18 protein-coding genes are annotated in these 20,631 nt (G+C 64.1%); 8 read left to right on the top strand and 10 right to left on the bottom strand.

Annotation, left to right across the window (positions count from 1 at the left end):
• Nucleotides 1-11 precede the first annotated feature (11 nt).
• The gene (gene phoB, locus ACQ5ID_RS08390; RefSeq protein ID WP_429911998.1) at nt 12-698 is read left to right on the top strand and encodes a phosphate regulon transcriptional regulator PhoB; all 687 of its coding nucleotides are present in this window, start codon (nt 12-14) and stop codon (nt 696-698) included.
• A 74-nt stretch (nt 699-772) separates the two neighbouring features.
• Here phoB and ACQ5ID_RS08385 read toward each other — a convergent pair whose 3' ends face one another.
• Complete coding sequence (locus ACQ5ID_RS08385) at nt 773-1,330, bottom strand: GcrA family cell cycle regulator (RefSeq protein WP_429911997.1); 558 nt, start codon at nt 1,328-1,330, stop codon at nt 773-775.
• A 243-nt stretch (nt 1,331-1,573) separates the two neighbouring features.
• Here ACQ5ID_RS08385 and ACQ5ID_RS08380 point away from each other — a divergent pair, with 243 nt between their 5' ends.
• The 3 genes from ACQ5ID_RS08380 to ACQ5ID_RS08370 are packed head-to-tail and all read left to right on the top strand — an operon-like array spanning nt 1,574 to nt 4,630.
• Nucleotides 1,574-2,419, top strand: a complete 846-nt coding sequence (locus ACQ5ID_RS08380; RefSeq protein WP_429911996.1) for an ABC transporter permease — start codon at nt 1,574-1,576, stop codon at nt 2,417-2,419.
• 35 nt (nt 2,420-2,454) lie between these two features.
• A complete protein-coding gene (locus tag ACQ5ID_RS08375) occupies nt 2,455-3,639 on the top strand; it encodes an aspartate aminotransferase family protein (protein ID WP_429911995.1) in 1,185 nt (394 codons plus the stop codon).
• 22 nt (nt 3,640-3,661) lie between these two features.
• On the top strand, nt 3,662-4,630 hold the full coding sequence (locus ACQ5ID_RS08370; RefSeq protein ID WP_429911994.1) for an Hsp33 family molecular chaperone: 969 nt from the start codon (nt 3,662-3,664) through the stop codon (nt 4,628-4,630).
• 10 nt (nt 4,631-4,640) lie between these two features.
• On the opposite strand, the gene ACQ5ID_RS08365 is transcribed toward ACQ5ID_RS08370, so the two are convergent.
• The 3 genes from ACQ5ID_RS08365 to apaG all read right to left on the bottom strand — a co-directional run bounded on the left by ACQ5ID_RS08365 (nt 4,641) and on the right by apaG (nt 7,976).
• Nucleotides 4,641-6,020, bottom strand: coding sequence for a TrkH family potassium uptake protein (locus ACQ5ID_RS08365; protein ID WP_429911993.1), 1,380 nt, complete (start codon nt 6,018-6,020; stop codon nt 4,641-4,643).
• Between the two features lie 84 nt (nt 6,021-6,104).
• Complete coding sequence (locus ACQ5ID_RS08360; protein ID WP_429911992.1) at nt 6,105-7,559, bottom strand: TrkH family potassium uptake protein; 1,455 nt, start codon at nt 7,557-7,559, stop codon at nt 6,105-6,107.
• 24 nt (nt 7,560-7,583) lie between these two features.
• On the bottom strand, nt 7,584-7,976 hold the full coding sequence (gene apaG, locus ACQ5ID_RS08355) for a Co2+/Mg2+ efflux protein ApaG (RefSeq protein WP_371393473.1): 393 nt from the start codon (nt 7,974-7,976) through the stop codon (nt 7,584-7,586).
• A gap of 153 nt (nt 7,977-8,129) precedes the next feature.
• Between apaG and ACQ5ID_RS08350 the strand changes: the two genes are divergently transcribed.
• Entirely contained in the window at nt 8,130-9,131 is a 1,002-nt protein-coding gene (locus ACQ5ID_RS08350) for a 2'-deoxycytidine 5'-triphosphate deaminase (RefSeq protein WP_429911991.1), read from the top strand.
• Between the two features lie 6 nt (nt 9,132-9,137).
• Here the strand turns inward: ACQ5ID_RS08350 and ACQ5ID_RS08345 are convergent, their stop codons facing one another.
• Nucleotides 9,138-10,088 (bottom strand): radical SAM protein, encoded by a 951-nt coding sequence (locus tag ACQ5ID_RS08345; RefSeq protein ID WP_429911990.1) that lies wholly within the window; start codon nt 10,086-10,088, stop codon nt 9,138-9,140.
• A 153-nt stretch (nt 10,089-10,241) separates the two neighbouring features.
• Between ACQ5ID_RS08345 and ACQ5ID_RS08340 the strand changes: the two genes are divergently transcribed.
• Nucleotides 10,242-10,478, top strand: coding sequence for a hypothetical protein (locus ACQ5ID_RS08340; RefSeq protein WP_429911989.1), 237 nt, complete (start codon nt 10,242-10,244; stop codon nt 10,476-10,478).
• A 3-nt stretch (nt 10,479-10,481) separates the two neighbouring features.
• Here the strand turns inward: ACQ5ID_RS08340 and cydC are convergent, their stop codons facing one another.
• From cydC to ACQ5ID_RS08320, 4 genes are all read right to left on the bottom strand, one after another.
• Nucleotides 10,482-12,215 carry a thiol reductant ABC exporter subunit CydC gene (gene cydC, locus ACQ5ID_RS08335; protein WP_429911988.1) on the bottom strand — a complete coding sequence of 578 codons (1,734 nt, stop codon included), beginning with the start codon at nt 12,213-12,215 and terminating at the stop codon, nt 10,482-10,484.
• Nucleotides 12,212-13,897, bottom strand: a complete 1,686-nt coding sequence (cydD, locus tag ACQ5ID_RS08330; RefSeq protein WP_429911987.1) for a thiol reductant ABC exporter subunit CydD — start codon at nt 13,895-13,897, stop codon at nt 12,212-12,214. The genes cydC and cydD overlap by 4 nt, the downstream gene beginning before the upstream one ends.
• 98 nt (nt 13,898-13,995) lie before the next feature.
• Nucleotides 13,996-15,447 (bottom strand): M20/M25/M40 family metallo-hydrolase, encoded by a 1,452-nt coding sequence (locus ACQ5ID_RS08325; protein WP_429911986.1) that lies wholly within the window; start codon nt 15,445-15,447, stop codon nt 13,996-13,998.
• Between the two features lie 83 nt (nt 15,448-15,530).
• The gene (locus ACQ5ID_RS08320) at nt 15,531-17,372 is read right to left on the bottom strand and encodes a HEAT repeat domain-containing protein (RefSeq protein ID WP_429911985.1); all 1,842 of its coding nucleotides are present in this window, start codon (nt 17,370-17,372) and stop codon (nt 15,531-15,533) included.
• Nucleotides 17,373-17,492: 120 nt separating this feature from the next.
• On the opposite strand from ACQ5ID_RS08320, the gene thiD reads away from it, so the two are divergent.
• The gene (gene thiD, locus ACQ5ID_RS08315) at nt 17,493-18,398 is read left to right on the top strand and encodes a bifunctional hydroxymethylpyrimidine kinase/phosphomethylpyrimidine kinase (RefSeq protein ID WP_429911984.1); all 906 of its coding nucleotides are present in this window, start codon (nt 17,493-17,495) and stop codon (nt 18,396-18,398) included.
• Here thiD and ACQ5ID_RS08310 read toward each other — a convergent pair.
• Nucleotides 18,299-19,255 (bottom strand): PDZ domain-containing protein, encoded by a 957-nt coding sequence (locus tag ACQ5ID_RS08310; RefSeq protein ID WP_429911983.1) that lies wholly within the window; start codon nt 19,253-19,255, stop codon nt 18,299-18,301. The genes thiD and ACQ5ID_RS08310 overlap by 100 nt on opposite strands.
• A 166-nt stretch (nt 19,256-19,421) precedes the next feature.
• Here ACQ5ID_RS08310 and ACQ5ID_RS08305 point away from each other — a divergent pair, with 166 nt between their 5' ends.
• Nucleotides 19,422-20,573 carry a phosphoserine transaminase gene (locus ACQ5ID_RS08305; RefSeq protein WP_429911982.1) on the top strand — a complete coding sequence of 384 codons (1,152 nt, stop codon included), beginning with the start codon at nt 19,422-19,424 and terminating at the stop codon, nt 20,571-20,573.
• Nucleotides 20,574-20,631 lie beyond the last annotated feature (58 nt).

Raw genomic sequence — 20,631 nt, 5'->3', positions numbered from 1 at the left:
GGAACACTGCCATGCAACCGCATGTTCTGGTCGTTGAGGATGAAGATGCGCTGGCCGAACTGCTTCAGTACAATCTGAAGAAGGAAGGTTTCCGCGTCACGGTGGCCGCCGATGGCGAGGAGGCGATGATCCTTGTCGATGAGCGCCAGCCCGACATCATCCTGCTGGACTGGATGCTGCCGAAAGTATCGGGCATCGAGGTGTGCCGCCGCCTGCGCGGGCGTCAGGAGACGCGCAATATCCCGATCATCATGCTGACAGCGCGCGGCGAGGAAGCCGACCGTATCCGCGGCCTTGATACCGGCGCTGACGATTACATCATCAAGCCGTTCCTGATGAACGAGCTGTTCGCACGGGTGCGGGCCATACTGCGCCGTATCCGTCCGGGCCTTGCCGATGACAAGGTGGTCGTCGGCGAGATTGCGATTGACCGTGTGGCGCACCGCGTATCGCGGGCCGGACGGGACATCCATCTGGGTCCGACCGAGTTCCGCCTGCTCGACTATTTCATGCAGCATCCCGGCCGGGTGTTCTCGCGCGAGCAATTGCTCGATGCGGTGTGGGGTTCGGATGTCTATGTGGAAGCGCGCACGGTCGATGTGCATGTGGGCCGTCTGCGCAAGGCGCTCAATAGCGGCAGCGAAACCGACCCGATCCGCACCGTTCGCTCCGCAGGCTATGCGCTGAACGCGGAATAGGTCCGGGTGCCATGCCGTGACGAAAAAGCCCGGCTCATTGAGCCGGGCTTTTCTAATTGGCGAGGTTGCAGGTGCTAGAAATTCGCCCGCCGCCCGGATGCCAGACTGTCCAGTACAGCGCGCGCATCCTCAGCCGGCTTGCGCTTGCGCTTGGCCTGGGGCTGGTAGGCCATTTGCGAATGGGCTTCGCAATACGCCTGACCCGGTGTGGTCTTGTGGCCGCAGAAGCGGAAAGATGCATCAGCCGGGTCACCGACCGGCCATTTGCACATGCCTTCGCGCAAGGTAAGCACGGTGGCGTAATCGCCAGAGGGCAGGACATGCGGCTCCACCGGAACGGGCGCAGGGGCCGGAGCGCGCACAATAGCCGGCTCGCTGCCATTGGCCGTCTTGGCTTTCGCATTTGCCTGCGATGGAGTGGAGGCCGTACGTGGCCTTGGTGCCAGCTTGGGCGCAGCCACACGCCGGGTCGGGCGCGAGGGCGCAGCCCGGCCGGACAGGCCAAGGCGGTGCACCTTGCCGATCACGGCATTGCGGGTTACCCCGCCTAGCTGTTTGGCGATCTGGCTGGCGCTCAGACCGTCTGCCCACAGTTTCTTCAGGGTTTCCACCCGTTCGTCAGTCCATGCCATGGCGGTGCGCTCCTCGCCTTATACGCTACAGTATTGGACCCCAAGGGATTGATGGCGGCCATGCCGGCACACCCTATATCTTGGGGTCAGACACGAAATACAGTATCGGCGGGTTCTGAGAGCACAAGATGCGGCGCTGATTCGGACGTGGAAAACTTCCGTGCTGTGCACTCGCATCGCGCCGCCAGACCGTGCTAGAGGGGTTCCAGCAACCAGCCAGAACGAGGCGAAAAGGGTCCGGTCATGCCAGACACGTCCAGCCAGAGCGATGCGGTGAAGACCAGCCTTGCCGGGCCGGTGCCGCCGCAGCCGCGCGCGATCGGCGCGATCAACTGGCTGGGCCTGTGGACGCTCTACAAGAAGGAAGTGCGCCGCTTCCTGAAGGTCAGCTTCCAGACGGTAGCCGCCCCGGTCGCCACGACCCTGCTCTACATGATGGTGTTTTCGCTCGCCATCGGGGTCACGCGCGAGGCACCGGGCGGGCTTCCCTTTGTAGTCTTTCTGGCCCCCGGCCTGGTGATGATGGGGCTTTTGAACAACGCGTTTGCCAACTCATCCTCCTCGCTGATCGTGGCCAAGGTGCAGGGCAATACGGTCGACTTCCTGATGCCGCCTCTGTCTGCGGGCGAGCTGGCGGCGGCCTTCATTGGCGGAGCGATAACGCGCGGCGTGATGGTCGCGGCCGCCTCTGCGCTGGTCATCATGCCGTTTGCGTCCGTGCCGGTGTCCCATGTGTGGGCGATCGTGTTTTTTGGTGTCGGGGCTGCGGCCATGCTGGGGATGGCGGGCGTGATTGCCGGGGTGTGGGCGGAGAAATTTGATCACCTCGCCGTCATCACCAATTTCATCATCATGCCGCTGACCTTCCTGTCGGGCACGTTCTATTCGATCTCGATCCTGCCCGAGCCGTTCCAGACCATCAGCCATGCCAACCCGTTCTTCTATCTGATTGACGGATTCCGCTACGGCTTCATCGGTTATGCCGACGGCAATATCGCAGTTGGTGTCGCCATGACGCTGGTCATCAATGCCGCGCTTCTCGTCGCGTGCTATGGCGTGTTGCGGTCCGGCTGGCGGCTGAGAACCTAGATTATCCTTCACTATTTTTTGCCGGAGAGACGTCCATGCCGACACCGCTTTTTGACACCTATGCCCCGCCCTCGCAGATTTTCGAGCGCGGCGAAGGCGTCTTTCTGATCGAGCGCAGTGGCGAGAAGTATCTCGATTTCATCTCCGGTATCGCGGTGAACGCGCTGGGCCACGCCCATCCCAAGGCTGTTGCTGCCCTTAAAAGTCAGGCCGACAAGCTCTGGCACACTTCCAACATGTTCACCGTGCCGGGGCAGCACGAGCTGGCGGCGAAATACTGCCAGAACAGCTTTGCCGACCGCGTCTTCTTCACCAATTCAGGCACCGAGGCGATCGAGTGCGCGATCAAGACCGCGCGCCACTATCACTTCGTCAATGGCCGGCCTGACCGCTACCGCATCATCACCTTCACCGGCGCCTTCCATGGCCGCACCTATGGCGGCATCAATGCGGGCGGCAATCCGGCCTATCTGGAAGGCTTCGGCCCGCGCATGGAAGGGTTTGACTCCGTTCCCTTCGGCGATCACGACGCTGTAAAAGCCGCCATCACCGAAGAAACCGCTGCCATCCTTGTCGAGCCTGTTCAGGGCGAGGGCGGCGTGCGCGCATTGCCGGATGTGTGTCTGCGCGGGCTTCGCGAGCTGTGCGACGAGCATGGCCTGTTGCTGATCTATGACGAGGTGCAGTGCGGGGCAGGGCGTACCGGCAAGCTGTGGGCGCATGAATGGGCGGGCAGCGCTGCGCCCGACATCATGGCCGTTGCCAAGGGGGTAGGCGGCGGTTTCCCGATGGGGGCCTGCCTGACGACAGAGGCGGCCGGTGCCCACATGGTGGTCGGCACGCATGGCTCCACTTTTGGCGGTAATCCGCTGGCCATGGCCGTCGGCAATGTCGTTTATGACGAGCTGACTGCGCCGGGCTTCATGGAGCATGTCGTGGACGTGTCCAATTTCCTGCACCAGCAGCTGCATGGCCTGGCCGATACCCATTCTGCCAAGGTTGAAGAGGTACGCGGCAAGGGTCTTCTGGTCGGTCTGAAGCTGAAAACGGGCTATGTGAACAAGACACTGGCAAAGCACGCGCGCGATCACCATCTGCTGATCGGTGCGGCGGGTGATAATGTGGCCCGTATGGCTCCGCCGCTCATCATTGAGGAAGCTCACGCCCGTCAGGCGGTAGAGGCGCTGGACAAGGCCCTCGCCGTGCTTGAACAGGGCTAGGCGAAAATACGCAAGGCGCAGCATGGACGAGAACACGCTTGGCTCCGGCCCGGATGCTCTGGGCCGGAAGGATGATATTGTAGCCGCTTTCCAGCTGGAGAAACGGCCCGTATCGGGCCGTGTGGTGCGGCTCGGCCCGGTCGTGGACGAAATTCTCTCCGCGCATGATCTGCCGGTTGCCGTCGCAGCCCTGCTGGGCGAGGCGGTATTGCTGGCGGTGCTGATCGGGGATTCCCTCAAGTTTGAAGGCCGCCTGATCGTGCAGGCCAGCGGTGCCAACTCCAATCCCGGCGGGCTGGGCGGCGAGGGCGCGGTCAGTTTTGTTGTGGCCGACTATGCCGTCGGCGAAGGCGTGCGCGGTTTTGCCCGCTATGATGCGGAGCGCGTGGCCGCGCTGGAGGCCGAGCACGGCCCGCGCCCCGGCGCCGAGCGCCTGCTGGGTTCGGGCGCCTTCGCCATGACCATCGATCAGGGTTCGGACATGGACCGCTATCAGGGCGTTGTGGCACTGGATGGCCCGACGCTGGCGGCGTGTGCGGAGCATTATTTTGCCCAGTCCGAACAGGTTCCGACGCGCATCCGTCTGGCTGTTGGACAGGAAATGCTCAGCGGCGGCAAGACACGCTGGCGGGCGGGCGGCGCGATATTGCAGCGCATTGCCGGTGATGATGCGCGCGGTCACGATGCGCATGCCTTTGCTGATGCGCAGGTGCTTTTCGATACGGTTGAAGACGACGAATTGCTGGACCCCGGCGTCTCATCTGGCCGCCTGCTCTACCGGCTCTTCCATGAGGACGGCGTGCGCCTGCAGCCCTCAAAGCCTGTGTTGAAGCGCTGTACGTGCGAGCGTGAGCGGCTGGCGCGCATCCTGGCGGGCTTCCCGGCAGAGGACCGTGACGACATGATCAAGGACGGTGCGGTCGTGATGACGTGCGAGTATTGCAATCGCGACTGGCGCTTCACCGAAGCCGAGATCGACGCTGCGGGGTAGGGCCTTCTGGCTACATTACCAGCTCGTTGTCCGATTTATCTGCCGCGTTCCGGTCACGCGCCACGATGGCGAGGCCGAATGTGAGAATGCCAACCCGTCCGATCAGCATGAGCAGGATGACCATGAGCTTGCCCAGCGCACTCAGCTCGCCGGTCAGTCCCATCGACAAGCCAACCGTCCCGAGGGCCGAAATCGCCTCAAACACCACCATTTCAAAGCTCGCGCCTGCCTCGGTGAGAAACAGCACGAACAGGGCGATGGCCAACACAAGAAAGTAGAATCCGAAGCTGACGCTCGCCTGGTGGACACGGTCCTCGGAAATCTCCCGGCCCATATAGGTGATGGTGTCGCGGCGCTTGAAGACGCTACGCATCAGGCCCACTAGTGCCGCCAGCGTAGTGGATTTCAGGCCGCCCCCCGTTCCTGACGGAGATGCGCCAAAAATCATCAACAAGAACATCACCATCAGCACAGCCATTCCAAGATTGCCAATAGGCACGGTGTTGAACCCCACCGTCGTGCTTGCCGTCATGACCTGGAAGAAAGCCGCCATCAGGCGTTCCGCCGGTTCGAGTGCAGCGATGCCGGGTTCGGCGACAAACAGGATCACCGTGCCGATGACAGCAAACTTCGCCGTGATCGACAGGATCACCGTTGATGTGAACCCCAGCGACTTCCGCTTGCGCGTCAGCCGCTCAAAAAGCGTCGTCATCACGATGAAACCGATAGCACCCAGATAGCTGAGCGCCGATATGGTGAAGACGATCCCTGCATGGCCGGTGAAGTCTTCAAAACTGTTGGGAAACAGGCTGAATCCGGCGGTGCAGAAGGCCGAGACAGAATGGAATATCGCGCTCCAGAGCGCATTATCGACACCGGCATCGGCGAACATTGGCCATAGCAGCAACGCGCCCACAGCCTCTACGGCAAGCGTGAAATAGACCACACGGCGGATGAACCTTGCCGCGTCGAAGTCTGAGGGCAGCGGGAAGGCAGCGCGTGTCACCGTTTCGCGAAAGCGCGTCCAGCGGTGCGACAAGGACAGCACGAGAAACGACCCGAAGGTCATGTAGCCGATGCCGCCCAGCTGGATCAGCAGCAGAATGATAATCTGACCGAAAAGGGTGTAACTGCTGCCGGGATCGACGGTCACCAGCCCGGTCGTGGAGACGGCTGACGAGGCAATGAACAAATTGTCGAGCGCACTGACCGGCACCGCCTGGGCGATGGGCAGAGACAACAGTCCCCAGCCTGCCAGCATGTAAAAGAGATACCCTGCGAGAAGGAGCTGGGCTGCATCCGCTTTCTTGAAGAAGAGCTTCACCGGCACCCAGATGCCTGCCCAGACGCGAAGCGCGCGCCGTTTCAGGCTGGAAGATGAATCTGCCAACGCAGACCCCGTTGCAACGCCGGTTATGCCCCGGCAAGCGGCGCGCGTTTTATACCTTCTGCCGGCTGTGTCCAGACATATCGCTCACCCGCGCCAGAAGGCGGGCGTGAACAGGGCCAGCATGGTCAGCACTTCCAGCCGGCCGACCAGCATGGTGAAGCTCATCACCCATTTGGCGGCATCGGGCAAAGGCTGGAAATTGCCGGCCGGGCCTATGATGTCGCCAAGGCCGGGGCCGACATTGGCGATGGTGGTCGCAGCGCCTGACAGCGCCGTCACCGGGTCCAGCCCGATCAGTGATAACAGGACTGCCGATACGGCAAACGCTCCGAAGAACAGGAACACAAAGCCGAGCACCGAGCGCACGGTTGCTTCCGGCACCGGTTTGCCATCGTAATGCACCGAGCGCACCGCGCGCGGGCGGGCATAGCGGTGCAGATAGGTGAGCATCGCGGAAGCCGCGATCTGGTGACGGAATACCTTGATCGAGCAGGTGCTTGAGCCTGCGCATCCACCTGCGAACATCAGGATAAAGAAGACCATGACCGGCATGGTGCCCCATGCGGCGAAATCCGCGCTGCCATAGCCGGTGCCGGTCATCACCGAGACCGCGTTGACGGCGGCCGCGCGCCAGGCGGGCAGCTCGCCAGTATCCACATCGTTGGCCAGCAGGAGCAGTGTCAGGCCCGCGCAGGCGACAAATACCAGGATCAGGAAGGCGCGCACCTGCGGATCGTTGAGTATCCGGTCCGGGCGCCCTTGCAGCGCGCGCAGAAACACCAGGAAGGGCAGGGCGGACAATATCATGAAGACCAGTGCCACGAGATCTGCGCCCTCATGGGCCCACGCGCCGATCGAGGCGTCGCTGGTTGAAAATCCGCCTGTCGCCACCGTCGTCATGGCATGGGCTGCCGCATCAAATGCGTTCATCCCGGCAAAGCCATAGGCGATAAAACAGGCAAAGGTCAGCACCAGATAGATCAGACCCACCGCGCCCGCGATCTCGCCGGCGCGCGGCAGCGCCTTGTCCACCTTGTCAGAGCTTTCCAGCCGGAAAAGCTGCATGCCGCCAATGCCCAGAACCGGCCAGATAGCCATCGCCGTGACGATGATGCCTATGCCGCCAATCCACTGCAGGATGGCGCGCCAGATCAATACGCCTGCGGGCAGGTCCTGCAGGCCGGACAGCACGGTTGCCCCTGTAGTCGTGATGCCGGAGACGGACTCGAAAATGGCATCGGTCCAGCTCATGCCGATACCGGCCAGATGCAGCGGGATAGATGCGGCCAGACCCAGCACAATCCACGAGCCGGACGTGACCAGGATCGCGCCTCTGGCATCAAGATCGAACCCGTCACCCCGGCCCATCAGCGTCATGATGCCGCCGATGAATCCGCACAGCACCGCCGAACCGAAAAAGGCGTGCGCCGATTCAGCATCCACATTGAGATCGATAATGGCCGGCACCAGCATGGCTGCGCCCAGCGCGGCGAGCAGCACGCCCAGAATGAAGATGACGGTGCGGGTATAGATGCTCACGCGGCAGCCTTTCGGCGCGCCAGCCTAATGCAGCGTGGCCGGCATGAAGGGGCTGTCGAGCGCAAAGGAGGGAATGGCGGCATTGAACATGGCTCCGTCCGCCCGGCGCATCTCGTACTGGCCGCTCATAAAGCCCGACGGCGTGGGCAGGGGCGCGCCCGATGTATAGCGGAAGCACTCTCCCGGGGCGATAACCGGCTTTTCCCCGATCACGCCCTCGCCCTTGACCACGCGGGTGCGGCCCTTGGCATCGGTTATCCGCCATTCGCGTGTCATCAGCTGCACCGGAGCAGCGCCCGAATTTTCAATCTCGACGGTATAGGACCAGATATAGCGGTTCTCGTCCGGCTCGGATTCTGTTTCCAGATAATCCGGCTCGACACGGATGATGACGCCTTCGGTCTCCAGCATGTACATGGCGGTGTAAAACTCCTCTGGACAGGATGAGACACCTCCTGGTGCCAACGCTCAAGGGGTTTCGCGCAGGTAAGCCTGCCAGCGCCATTGCAAACCCAGCCGCCATGCGGAACGGTGCGCCCTCTATCCCTCTTGGTGAGTCGCGCCTTTCCCATGTCCAAGCCCGGTATCCTGACCGATCTCGACCTTGCCGCTCTGGTCTCCTCCGGAGCCATTGCCGCGCCGGATATCGAGGACGGCCAGATACAGCCTGCAAGCCTTGATCTGCGCCTTGGAACAAAGGCTTACCGCCTGCGGGCGAGCTTCCTGCCGGGCCCCAACAGGACCGTGGACGACTGTCTGGCCTCCGGCCTTGTCATGCACGAGATCGAGCTGACGGGCGGAGCGGTGCTGGAGACGGGCTGCGTCTATCTTGTCCCGCTGATGGAGAGCCTCTCTTTGCCGGGAGATTTGAGCGCGGCGATGAACCCGAAAAGCTCCACCGGCCGGCTGGATGTCTTTACCCGTGTCATCGGGAATAATTCAGCCGCGTTCGACCAGCTGCCAGCGGGCTATTCCGGTCCGCTCTGGGTGGAAATTTCCCCGCGCACCTTCTCCATCCTTGCCCGTCCGGGCGACCGGCTGGTGCAGGTGCGGCTGCGCCGGGGCGCGCTTAAAGCCGGGCTTTCCCAGGTGCTTAGCGTGGATCTGCAGGCGGCGGGCAATGCGCCTGTCGGCTGGCGGGCCAAGCGCCATAGCCCGCTGGTGGATTTAAGCCGGATTGGCGCGCATGCGGCGCTCGATTTCTGGGAACCGCTCTATGCGCCGCGCGGGCAGATCGTGCTCGATCCGGGGGAGTTCTACATTCTGGCCTCACGCGAAGCGGTAGAGATACCGCTCGCCGATGCGGCCGAGATGGCGCCGATTGCGCCGGAAATAGGGGAATTCCGCGCCCATTATGCCGGGTTTTTCGATCCCGGTTTCGGCCTGGGCGCACCGGCAAAGGCCGTGCTGGAGGTGAGGGGGCGCGACGTGCCTTTCATCCTGGAACATGGTCAGGCCGTGGCCCGTCTGGTCCATGAGCCGATGGCAGGAAAAATCGGTTCAGCCTATGGCGTGAACGGCTCCAACTATCAGGGTCAGGGCCTGAAACTCGGCAAGCATTTCAAGGCTTAAGCTGTCCTAAGCTGAGCAGCTTGCTCCGCCGAGCACGCAGAATTGCGCGCAGAATTTATGGTTCAGCTTCACCGGGTTAAGGCTCTCGGTGAGGGTCTGCGCCAGTTCAAATTGCGGGTCATAGGGCAGGAGGGTGCAGGCGGCCACGGAGGGTTTTTCAGCCCCCCGGCGCTTGATGATCATGCGGCTGGACGCGCACATGATATCGGCCGGATTTTTACCCAGAATGCCCCAGCAATCGACGGTGATTTCCGGCGGAGAACCTTCCGGGTCCATCTCCGGGAAGATCACCATCTCAGCCGGATTGGCCGCATCGATATCCCACCCGTGCGCCGCGATCAGGGCGGCATAGCCGGTACGCGCCTGCGCCATGGTTTCTTCGGTCATCTGGCGGCCTGCCAGAGCGAGCAAAAACCTGTTTTTACTCAGCCAGTTAATGCCCTCAAGCGTGGCAGCGAAACCGCCTTCTCCGCGCTCTGCATCGTGCACGTCTGATGTGTAGTGATCGAGGCTGATGCGAAGGGTTATCTGCCCCGGATAGCGGGCCTGCAGATCCAGCAACTCGGTCTGCACGCGCGGGCGCATCATCGGCCGCATGGCATTGGTGAGGATGAGGACGCGATGCCCGCGGCGCAGCGCCGCTTCGGCCAGCCCCGCCATCTGGGGATTGAGGAAGGGTTCTCCCCCGGTAAAGCCGATCTCGATGGGCCCTGAGACCAGCGCATTCACCTCGTCCAGATAGGGCTCCAGCTCGTCCGGGCTTATGTAGACAAGCCGGTCATTATCCGGCGAGCTTTCGATATAGCAGTGGGTGCAGGCGATGTTGCACAAAGTACCGGTCAGCACCCAGAGCGTCTGCAATCTGTCAAACGTCACGCTGGCGCGCACCTCGCCCTTCGCGGTGATATCCGGGTCGGTGAAGGGTGCAGGGCTGGAAGCGGCAAGCGTCTGGGTCATAAGGCTTTCTACGTGCCGGTGTGCGGTGGCGGATCAACGCTGGACGCTAGCAGGGCGGCTGGGCCATGGCAAAGCGCGTGGAGTTTTCCGGCTTTCACTCCCCATTCAGCCAGGAAACGGTTAGGGTGGAGAGATAGACAGGGGGAGGTCCTTATGGGCGGTCTGTTCAAATTTATCGGGGATGTGTTCAAGCCTATCCTGACCATTGTGGTCACGATTTTCCTTGGCGCTTTCCTGCTCTCGGTGTTCTGGCCGGCGGCGGATGCATGGATAATTGGCCATGTCCCGGCGTGGGAACGCCTGTCGCCTGCCATACTGCAGGTGCGCGAATGGCTGGGCATTCACCAGCCTGAGCCTGATCCCTGGTGGATGTTCTGGCGCAGCGAGTAGCGGCTAAAGCCGCTTTGCAAACAGGCGGTTGAAGGCTCCGTCTTCAGCCGCCAGCGCGTCTGCGCTGCCGGTCTGGACGATGCGGGCATGCTCCATCACGAGCACCTCGCGCGCCCGCGCCAGCAAGGCCGGGCGGTGGGTGACGATGAGGACAGAGCGGCGCGGGTCTGCATCCAGCCAGGCATCGAGCGCGTCGAGGAATTCGGCCTCTGTCCGGCTGTCCAGCCCTTCGGTCGGCTCATCGAGTAGCATGACGGGCGCATCACGCAGGAAGGCGCGGGCGAGCGCGATGCGCCTTGCCTGTCCGCCGGATACCAGGCGGCCCTCCTCGCCAATCCAGGTCAGTAATCCATCGGGCAGAGCGCGCACGAAATCGGCGGCTCTGGCCTGCTCAAGGGCTTGCCAGAGCTGGCTTTCTGTCGCGTCGGGGCGGGCCAGCAGAAGGTTCGCCCGCACCGTGGTGGAGAGCAGATCGGCGCGCTGATCGACAAGGGATAGACGCTCCCTTGTCCGCGCAGGGCCAAGGGCGGCAAGATCAGTCCCGCCAAGCTGGATATCCCCGCTATCCGGAGCATAAAAGCCCATCAGCAAACGGATAATACTCGACTTTCCAGACCCCGAAGCGCCCACAAGGGCTACCCGCCCGCCTTCGGGCAGGGTGAAGCTGACATCTTGCAGGGCGGGGCGGGACTGGCCGCCGGGATAGGTAAATCCGACCGAGCTGAACACCACATCATGGCCATCGGGCAGGGGGAGAGGCGTGTCCGGTTCTTCCATTGCAGGGCGCAGATCATCGAGCGCTTTCAGGCGCTTGGCGGCAGAGAGCGTGCGTCCATACTGCTCCCCGGCGAGGACAAGCGGGGCGGCCGCCTCGAATAATCCAAAGGCAATAAAGCCTGCCAATGCAGCCAAAGGCGGCGATGCGCCCGATGCCGCCGCGCTGAGGAAACCGGCCACGAAGCTGGCCGGACCGGCAAAGGCGAGTACGGCGGTATTCATCAGCGCCAGTCCCGCAAGGCGGCGCTGGCCGGAGATCCAGCTGTCGCTGGCCCTATCGAGGCGCGAAAGCACTTCCGTTTCAGCGCCATAGGCTTTGAGCTCTGCCATGCCGGCGATCAGGTCAGCGGCCTCTGAACGGGTATCGGAGGCAGACTGCGTGACATTTTCTCCGGCGGACTGGCCAAGTTTTGCCGCGAGGAGAGGCAGGCCCACACCAGAGAGGATAAAAAGCCCGATCACGGGCAATATCGCCGCCGGGGCCGTGAATGCGAGGATAAGCACCACTGCCAGCGCGCCAAAAAGCGCGGATAGCGCCGGGGTTACCAGCCGAAGATAGAGCCCGTCGAGCGCATCGACATCGCCGGTCACGCGCGAGAGAAGATCGCCTGCGCGCAAGCCGCCCAGCCCTGCAGGCACTAGCGGTGCGGCCCGGTCAAACACCCACAGGCGCAGGCGCGCGAGGATACGGAAAGTGGCCTCGTGCGTGGCCAGCCGCTCGGCATATCTCCCGAGGGTACGTGCCATGGCAAATCCGCGCACACCGCCCGATGCAAAAAGATAGTTGAAACTGCGCCCCAGCCCCGCCGCACCGGCGATAGCGGCGGCGGTTATGAACCATCCCGACAGGGATAAAAGTCCGATTCCGGCCAGCAAAGTGAGGATGGCGAGCACGGCCCCGGCGCGCAGCCACCAGCGGTCAGGCCGGGCGAGGGCAAGGAAAAAGGCGAGCGTTTTCATGGCGCTCCGCCCTCTTGCAACTCGGCGATCTCGAACACCTCGTCGGCAATCGCGCGCACGGCCGGGCTGTGGGTAGCGATGAGGATTGTCCGCCCATTTTTGTTGGAGAGAAGTGCTTCCAGGAAGCGGGCCTCCGCCTCGCCATCGAGATGGGCGGTCGGCTCGTCCATGAGGACAAGTTTCATGTCGCGGGCGAGCGCCCGCGCGAGAGCTACTCGTTGTATCTGCCCGCCAGACAAGCCAAATCCGCGTTCGCCAAGGGGGGTGTCGAGACCGTCCGACAGGTGGATAAGGAAGTCCGCGACGCCGGCCTCTGCCACCGCGCGCTCAATCATCTCTGCCGGGATAGAGCCGTCATGCAGGGTGATATTATCCCGCAAAGAGCCGTGAAACAGGCGCGGGTTCTGGCCAATCCAGCCTGCGCGCCCGGCCAGCGGAGCCTCCATCGCCTCGCCGTCTATCCGCACCGCGCCGGAGGATAGAGGCGCAAAACCCATCAGGATTTTGAGGAGTGTGGACTTGCCCGAGCCCGACGGACCCCACAAAACGCTGACCTTTCCCGCCGGAATCGAAAGCGTGATGGGATTCAACCCCTTGCGCCCACCTTCGTACACGCACGAGACGCGGGTAAGGTCCAGAGAGGGTGAGGTATGAAAGGGGGCGGACGGTACTATGGAAACACCCGATTTCGGGTATTCCAGCAGGGGTTTTATAGTCCCGGCGGCGGCTTCGGCGTCGGCGCGGTCGTGATAGGCGGCGGATAAACGCCGCAGCGGCATGTAGAATTCCGGTGCCAGGATAAGGACAAACAGCCCCTCGCGCAGGGTGACAGTTTCGCCGGTTTCGAAGGGCATCTCCCCCAGTAGGGAGAAGCCGACATAGACCGCGATGGCCGCGACCGAGAGGGCCGCGAAAAATTCCAGAATCGCAGAGGAGAGGAAGGCGAGCCGGAGCACTTTCATCGTGCGCTGGCGGAAATCTTCTGATGCAGCGGCGAGGCCCTCGCGCTCGCGCGGCGCGGCGTTGAACGCGTTCAGCAAAGCGAGCGATTGCAGCCGGTCATTGAAGCGCCCGGCGAGGCGGGCGAGCACCGCGATCTGGTCCTTGCTGGCCGCTGCCGCCGCGCCGCCGACAATCGCCATGAAAAGCGGCAACAGGGGCGCGGTGATGATGAACAGCATCCCCACCACCCAGCTCTGGGTGAAGGCGGCGGCGACCATCAATATGGGCGCGCCCGCGATGACCGGCATGAGCGGGCGGTAGCGCCCGAAATACCCTTCCAGCTTCTCCACCGCGTCGGTGAGGGCGGAGCCGGCTGCGCCCGTCTCCAGCCGTTCGGTGAAGGCGGGGCCCTTGGCGGCGAGCGCGCGCGCCGCCTCGCCCCGCACATGGGCCTTCACCCGCGCAGCAGCCTCAAAGCCTGCGCGCGTCTCGAAGGCTTGGGCGCCTGCGCGGGCAAACGCGAACAGGGCAGCGAACAGGGCGGGGGTGAGAAAATCCTCGCCATTGACGAGATTGGCTATCGCGCTGGCGGCAAAGCCGGCAAAGCCGATAAAGAGGCCGTACTGCGCAATGCCTGCCGCGCTCGCGGCCAGCGACGGTCCGCGCCCGGCCTGCCCCCATGTGGAGAGAAGGCCGCCCAGCGCACGCCGGTCTTCAGCTGTGAGGGCAGGATTGCTCATCGGCCTCGTTAATCACGCATATCGCTCGCCCGCGCCCTGCGGCGCAGCGTCTCAGGGGCCTTTGTCTAGCGAAGCCGCCCAGAATTGCCAGAGGGGCGCTACCCCTCCATCCCGGCCTGCGAGATCACGGTGCGGAAATAGCTGACCATGCCGGGCAGGGCGTCGATGCGGATGCGCTCATTATCGCCGTGAATGCGCGAGAGATCATCCATCTCCATGCGCATGGGCGCGTAGCGGTAGATATGGTCGGCCACATCCTTGAAGGCGCGCGAGTCCGTGGCCGCCGTCAGGAGGTTCGGCACGACCGGCGCGCCTTCGGGCAGATGGCTTAACGCTGCGCCCGCAATGATCTCCCATGCCCGGCCAGAGGTGGCGCTGATCGGCGGCGCATCGGAGATACGGCCTACCGGCTCTATCGTCACGCCGTCGAGATGGCGGACCGCGCCGCGCATATGGGCAAGCGCGCTCTCAGCGCTGTCGCGCGGGTGCAGGCGCAGATTGATGGTCGCGCGCGCCTCCTGCGGCAGCACATTGGCGACCGTGCCGCCGGTGATGATGGTCGGCGCGATGGTGGTGCCGATCGTGGCTCTGGTCGCGTCATCTTCCATCATCTGGCCGCGCAGGACCGAGCCAAAGAGGACCGGGCGCGCCATCACGAAGCCCGCCATTCCGTCCATTTCCGGGGCGAGCGCGCGCATCATGTCCGGCACGGGATGGTCGATGCGGTGCTCGAACGGATTGTCGACAATGGCGTTGACCGCGCGCGACAGCAGGCCAATGGCGGTTTCCGGGGGCGGGGCGGAGGAATGCCCGCCGCGCGCCCGCGCGGTGATCTCGACGGAGAGAAAGCCCTTCTCGCCAACGCCGATCAGGCCGACAGGCCCGTCCGTCATCGGGAAGGTCTCAAGCGAGGTGCCGCCTTCATCCAGCACGAACCAGGCGCGGCGGCCTTGCGTCTCCAGCCGCTCTGCCATGGCAATCGCTCCCGTGCCGCCCACCTCCTCATCATGGCCAAGCCCGATATGGATGGTGCGCTCCGGGGTGAAGCCCTCTTCCAGCAGGGTCTCCATCGCGGCGATGAGCATCACGAGGAAGCCCTTCATGTCGAGCGCGCCGCGCCCCCAGACATAGCCATCGGCAAGCGTGCCGGAGAAGGGCGGATACTCCCACTGGTCCTCGGTGCCCGGCTCCACCGGCACCACGTCCTGATGGGCAAGGATGACAATGGGGTCGAGCGCGGGGTTGCTCCCCTCCAGCGTGTACCAGAGCGAGCCGTGCAGGATGTCTTCCGGGGCCATGCGCTCATGGACCAGCGGGAAGCTCATCGCCAGCCAGTCCCGGAAGGCGTCGAACTCGGCACGGCTGGCGTCCGGGTTACCCATCTCGGAAATGGTCTCGAACCGGATGGCCTCGCCAAGCGTCAGGGCCAGCGCCTCTGCAGACAGGGTGGAGGGGTTCGGCTCAATGGCGTCCGGCGTGGCGGGCGGCTGCGCGCAAGCCGCGAGCGCCAGCAGACCCGCCCCCATAATCCCTGCGAGATGATGTTTCATGGCCTGGCCCTCCCCGGCGGTTCTGATTGTCTCGATCAAAGGCTAGAACGCGCCGGGGCCAGCGCCAAGCGGGCAGGTCCGCGTCAGTTGCGCGCCGTAGGCGGGCCGGGCTCGCAATGACCGAGGCCGATAACGCGCTCCCGGTCGAAGACGATCAGGCCATGGGCCGTTGCCACCGCAAAGCGCTCGTCATCCAGCCGGGCCAGCCAGCGCGGGGTGCTGGGCAAGGTGGAAATGCGTGTGACCGTCCAGTCGTCATCGCCGCGCCAGTCCACGCGGTAGAGAGTGCCGGTGACGCTGGCCATATGGGCTCGGCCGGTGGCGACGATGAGTGTATTGGCGTCTGTTATTGCCACGCCGACGATGTTGTCGCGGATGAGAACCTTCTGGGCCGGGGTGTCGTCTTCCCGCCAGTTGAGCTGCCCTCCCCAGTCTCCCCGGTTGCTGTCTTCCAGCATGCCACCCGCGAAGGGAAGCTCGGGCGCGCCATTGTAGGCGCTTGGGAGCAAGGGCATGGCTTCACTGCCTTGGACGACAACATTTTGAAAGCGAAAAGCATCAGACCTGCATTCCGAGGCGGTCCTTATGACTGGCATGCCCAACTCCGTTGCAAACCAGATTTCCGGATACCAGATGCGGGCGGCATCGCCATCCAGAGGCTCTGTTCGCGCATGGGCATATATCACATCGATAGCCAAGTTGACGGTGCCTTGGTGTTCAACGCGTGTGCTCCGAGCGGCCATCAAGGCAGCCTCACGAACAGCAGGGAGCCAATGGCGAGCCGCCAGATCACGAAGCGCTTCGCGATCACTCTGCTCTGCTATATGCCGGAGTGCCAAGGCGGCGGCGTAGACGCTCTGCCATTCAGCATCCTGCAGCCTTCGCCGCAACATGGGCCGAGACGCCTCATCGCCGATTGCGCCAAGGGTCTGTATAGCGGGTATCTGCAAGCGCAGATTATCAGTCTCTGCAAATCGCCGGATCAAAGGCGCTGCAGCGCGGGCATCGGTGCCGAAATCAGCAAGATCGGTGAGGCATTCTTCAAAGCTTGCCTCCATGTCCAAGGCATGCATGAGTTCGTCACCCGGTTCCGCTTCGTGCCGTGGACGGGTAGTGGCGAGGCGTTCGCCGAGGCTGGCACATTCGCGGGCGAGGTCCGCCGCCACGGCGGGGTCCAGCGCCGCCCGGCGGGCAGCCAGCGAAAGTTCACCCAGATCCCCGGCTTCCAGGGTGCGAATACGATGAATGAACGCATAGGCGTCCGGACCCAGGTGCCGAATCCCGTGGAGCGCAGCGATGCGGCGCTCAATCGGCTCATCTGGGTTCTGCGCAATGCGGGTCCAGTCGTCGGCCAGCAGATAGGCATCTTCAAGGCGATAGGGGTTTCCTTGCAGAGGGCGCCGGCCTTCATAGCTCATCGTGTACGCCCGTGTTCCCTGCGACGGCTCTGAACGGGGCACGTAGCTCATCAACAGCCGCTCCCGCTCGGCATAGCCAAAGCGCCGGGCTAGGGCGTCTGCCGACAGCCGTTCAAGATAGGGGAGCAAGGCGTCTGGCATATCGGCTGGCGGCAGCGTGGGCAGGTGCGGCACAGTGTCAGTCGACAGCAGTTCGGCGACACGTTCGAGTTCGGTAAGATCGGTATTCGGCCAGCGATACAGGATGCTTCGGATGATCTGGCGCCTTGAGCGATCTTCGCCAGCCCACGCCTCCATTTCGGTTATCGCATCCATCCCGAAATGGCGCAGCGCAACCCGGGCGGTGAGATGCCAGGCTGGTGGATTAACCAACTCGCGCCTGCTGCTCTCGGTCAACTCCAGACATTCAACCGGCGAGGCACAATCCGCGATGGCGGCCAGCTCGTCGCGGGTAATCATGTCTTCCCCCGCCTGCATGAGTGACAAGGCCGCGATAATGGCCAGCATGGCTGCCTCCCCTCGTTCGTGGTGTGCAGTCTGCCACAATCGAAAGCTGTTGCGAGGGAAAGGTGACGGGGCGTGCGCGTTTTCCTAGAAGAAGGTGAAACGCCAAGCCATGAGGACGCCATGACCACCACCGAGACCGATCTGCCGCCGGAGCCGCAAGGGCGCGTGCTGATCATTGCCGGATCGGATAGTTCGGGCGGTGCGGGCATTCAGGCCGATATCAAGGCGGTGACGGCGCTCGGCGGCTATGCGGCGAGCGCGATCACCGCGCTGACCGTGCAGAACACGAAGGGCGTGACAGCGGTGCATGGTGCGCCGCTGGAGATCATTTCCGGCCAGATCGCAGCAGTGCTCGATGATATCGGCGCGGACGCGATCAAGACCGGCATGCTGGCCAGCAAGGAGGTGATCGACACGGTCGCGGCGGCGCTGGACGAGGCGGGGGCCGAACTGATCCCCCTCATCGTCGATCCAGTGATGGTGGCGAGCTCCGGCGCGCGCCTGATCGAGGACAGCGCGGTGGAGGCGCTCAAAGCCACGCTTCTGCGCCGGGCCACGCTCATTACGCCGAACGTGCCGGAGGCGGAAGCGCTGACGGGTATCAAAATCGAGGATGTGGACGGGCAGCGCGAGGCGGGCGAGGCGCTCTTGAAGCTTGGCGCGCGCGCAGCCCTCATCAAGGGCGGACATCTGGAAGGGGCCCAGGTGATCGATGTGCTGGTGACGCGCAATGGCATGCGCATTTTCTCGCGCCCCCGCATCAAGACCCGCCATACGCACGGCACGGGCTGTACCCTCGCCAGCGGCATCGCCGCTCTGGTTGCGCAGGGCGTGCCGCTGGACAAGGCGGTGGAGGAGGCGGGCGATTATCTGCACGAGGCGATACGGCGCGCGCCGGGCTTTGGCTCAGGGGCGGGGCCTGTCCATCATGGCTGGACGCTTAGCCCGGAGCCGGTGTCAGAGACGCCCTCCGGCCCGCTGGCGGCCGCGCTTGCCGGACTGGCAGGGCCTGACAAGGGGGCGTAAGCCTCCGCCTGCATCAGCAGGAGCGTGGTGAGTAGAATATCGGTGTCTGACGGACGCCGCTGGCGGGGCGGGCGGTTATCCGGCCCGCGCCCGGCGAGCTGGTCAATCGCGTCAAAGCCAAGGGTGAAGCTGAGAAGGTCCGGGCCCTGCAGGGCGCGCGCCAGCACCGCGGGCAGGGACTGGCTGCGGGCGATATGGCGGGCGAGCGCGAGCGCCATGAATTGCTGCAGCGTGATGTCGGATGCTGACACGGCAAAGTCGCGCGCGACAAACAGGCTGTCGCCTGCGATCCAGACGCTCTGGCGGCGTCCGCCCGCAATGTTCACCGCCACCAGACGGACATGGGCTGCGCAGGCGGGCTGGGGCGTCAATACCAGATCGAGGCTTTCACCGCTGCGCTCCACGCGCAGGCGGGCCGGCCCGCGCCGCAGGGCTGCGGGAAAGGTGCGCGCGCGGAAATCATCGTGCCAGCGCGCATTGGACTGGCTCCAGCGCCCATTGAGGCCAAGCAGGATATCGCCCGGTTGCAGCCCCGCTCTCGTGGCCGGACTGTCCGGCGCGGTGATCCAGATGCGCGGGCGCGGATCTGCGCCCATGGCCGCCTGCAGCGCGCCGCGTTCGCTGCCCGGCCAGTCGGCGATATGGGTGGTGACCAGTCCGGTGAAAGGGTGGGTGTGGGGGCAGGCGGCCGCATTGGCGGTCAGAACGGGCGCTGCCAGGGCCAGCACGCGCGCCTGCAGCCGGGTCTCGCCGGCCAATGCCAGACGCGGCTCGACACCGGGTGTCAGCCCTGCGCTGAGCGTGTCGCAGGCGCTCAGGCAAAGGGCTGCCCCGCTGGCCAGAATGCGGCCCGCCATTCGCTTGCAGGTTGAAACCAGCCCACCCATTAACCCTAGCGTGGATTCGCTTGAAGCCGGTTTCAACCGGAATCTGGTCTCGTCCGCAAACTGAGCATTTGACGTAAGCGGGTGTGCGGCCTACGCCAGCGATCATTGATAGCGCCGTCAGCACGGAAGTTGCCCCATGCCCAGCCAGCCCTCCATCCGCCCCGCCGATCCACGCTTTTCCTGCGGTCCGACCCGCAAGCGCCCGGGCTGGGAGATTTCGGCTGTGGGTACCGGTTCGCTGGGGCGCAGCCACCGCGCACCCCTGCCCAAGCAGAGGCTGGGCGAGGCGATTGAGCGCGCGGGCGCGCTTCTGGAGATCCCTGCTGATTACCGCATCCTCATCGCGCCGGCGTCGGACACGGGCGCGTTCGAAGCGGCGATGTGGAGCATGCTGGGCGCGCGGGGCGTCGATGTGTTCAGCTGGGATGCGTTTGGCGAGCGCTGGCTGAAAGACGCGCAAAACGAGCTGAAACTGCCCGATTTGCGGGTGTTTCATGCGCCCTATGGCACGCTGCCAGACCTCTCACAGGCTGATCCGGCGCGCGACATATTGTTTACGTGGAATGCCACGGCGGCGGGCCTGAAAGTGCCGCATGCAGACTGGATTTCCGACAAGCGCGAGGGGCTGACATTCTGCGATGCCACCTCGGCGGCCTTCGCGATGGATCTGCCGTGGGACAAGCTCGATGTCACCACCTTCTCCTGGCAGAAATGCCTCGGCGGGGAGGCGCAGCACGGCATGGTCGTGCTGTCACCGCGCGCCCGCGCGCGTCTGGCAAGCTGGCGGCCGGAATGGCCGGTGCCGTCTGTCCTGTCGCTCTTTGGTGCCAGTGACGAGCAATCGGCGATGTTTGAGGGCTCCACCATCAACACGCCCTCCCTGCTGGCGACCGAAGACTTTCTCGATGCCCTGCGCTGGGCAGCGAAAGAGGGCGGGCTTTGCGGCCTGATTGCGCGCTCCCGTGCCAGTCTTGCCGTTCTGGAAAGCTGGGCGGAGAAGACCCCCTGGATCGAGCTGGTGGCCGAAGACCCGGCGGTGCGCTCCAACACGTCGGTGACGCTGAAATTTGCCGGGCCGGACACGGCCGGCATGGATGAGGAGGCGCTGCGCGGCCTTGTCCGGCGCATGACGCAGCTTCTCGAACGCGAGGGCGCGGCGCTCGACATACTGCCCTATCCCAAGGCCCCGCCGGGCCTGCGCATCTGGTGCGGTCCGACCATTGATGCCGACGACATCGCCGCGCTCTGCCCCTGGCTCGACTGGGCGTATGAAGAGGCAAGAGAGTAGGGGGCTGCGGGGCCACATTTGTGGCCAGAATCGGGGGGTGCCGCTTGCGTTTCGGGCC

This window comes from Glycocaulis sp., assembly GCF_050485565.1.
Taxonomy (GTDB): Bacteria; Pseudomonadota; Alphaproteobacteria; order Caulobacterales; family Maricaulaceae; genus Glycocaulis.
Note: the sequence above shows the minus strand (reverse complement) of the source record. Positions and strands in the feature narration are given on the sequence as shown.

What these genes read in the sequence shown, in the direction of transcription:
- ACQ5ID_RS08350 (WP_429911991.1), top strand. Translation starts at nt 8,130, where the DNA reads ATGTCCAAGCCCGGTATCCTGACCGATCTCGACCTTGCCGCTCTGGTC.
- ACQ5ID_RS08310 (WP_429911983.1), bottom strand. Translation starts at nt 19,255, where the DNA reads ATGGCGGGCCGCATTCTGGCCAGCGGGGCAGCCCTTTGCCTGAGCGCC.
- thiD (WP_429911984.1), top strand. Translation starts at nt 17,493, where the DNA reads ATGACCACCACCGAGACCGATCTGCCGCCGGAGCCGCAAGGGCGCGTG.
- ACQ5ID_RS08340 (WP_429911989.1), top strand. Translation starts at nt 10,242, where the DNA reads ATGGGCGGTCTGTTCAAATTTATCGGGGATGTGTTCAAGCCTATCCTG.
- ACQ5ID_RS08325 (WP_429911986.1), bottom strand. Translation starts at nt 15,447, where the DNA reads ATGAAACATCATCTCGCAGGGATTATGGGGGCGGGTCTGCTGGCGCTC.
- apaG (WP_371393473.1), bottom strand. Translation starts at nt 7,976, where the DNA reads ATGTACATGCTGGAGACCGAAGGCGTCATCATCCGTGTCGAGCCGGAT.
- ACQ5ID_RS08345 (WP_429911990.1), bottom strand. Translation starts at nt 10,088, where the DNA reads ATGACCCAGACGCTTGCCGCTTCCAGCCCTGCACCCTTCACCGACCCG.
- ACQ5ID_RS08305 (WP_429911982.1), top strand. Translation starts at nt 19,422, where the DNA reads ATGCCCAGCCAGCCCTCCATCCGCCCCGCCGATCCACGCTTTTCCTGC.
- ACQ5ID_RS08380 (WP_429911996.1), top strand. Translation starts at nt 1,574, where the DNA reads ATGCCAGACACGTCCAGCCAGAGCGATGCGGTGAAGACCAGCCTTGCC.
- ACQ5ID_RS08320 (WP_429911985.1), bottom strand. Translation starts at nt 17,372, where the DNA reads ATGCTGGCCATTATCGCGGCCTTGTCACTCATGCAGGCGGGGGAAGAC.
- ACQ5ID_RS08375 (WP_429911995.1), top strand. Translation starts at nt 2,455, where the DNA reads ATGCCGACACCGCTTTTTGACACCTATGCCCCGCCCTCGCAGATTTTC.
- ACQ5ID_RS08385 (WP_429911997.1), bottom strand. Translation starts at nt 1,330, where the DNA reads ATGGCATGGACTGACGAACGGGTGGAAACCCTGAAGAAACTGTGGGCA.
- phoB (WP_429911998.1), top strand. Translation starts at nt 12, where the DNA reads ATGCAACCGCATGTTCTGGTCGTTGAGGATGAAGATGCGCTGGCCGAA.
- ACQ5ID_RS08370 (WP_429911994.1), top strand. Translation starts at nt 3,662, where the DNA reads ATGGACGAGAACACGCTTGGCTCCGGCCCGGATGCTCTGGGCCGGAAG.
- cydD (WP_429911987.1), bottom strand. Translation starts at nt 13,897, where the DNA reads ATGAGCAATCCTGCCCTCACAGCTGAAGACCGGCGTGCGCTGGGCGGC.
- cydC (WP_429911988.1), bottom strand. Translation starts at nt 12,215, where the DNA reads ATGAAAACGCTCGCCTTTTTCCTTGCCCTCGCCCGGCCTGACCGCTGG.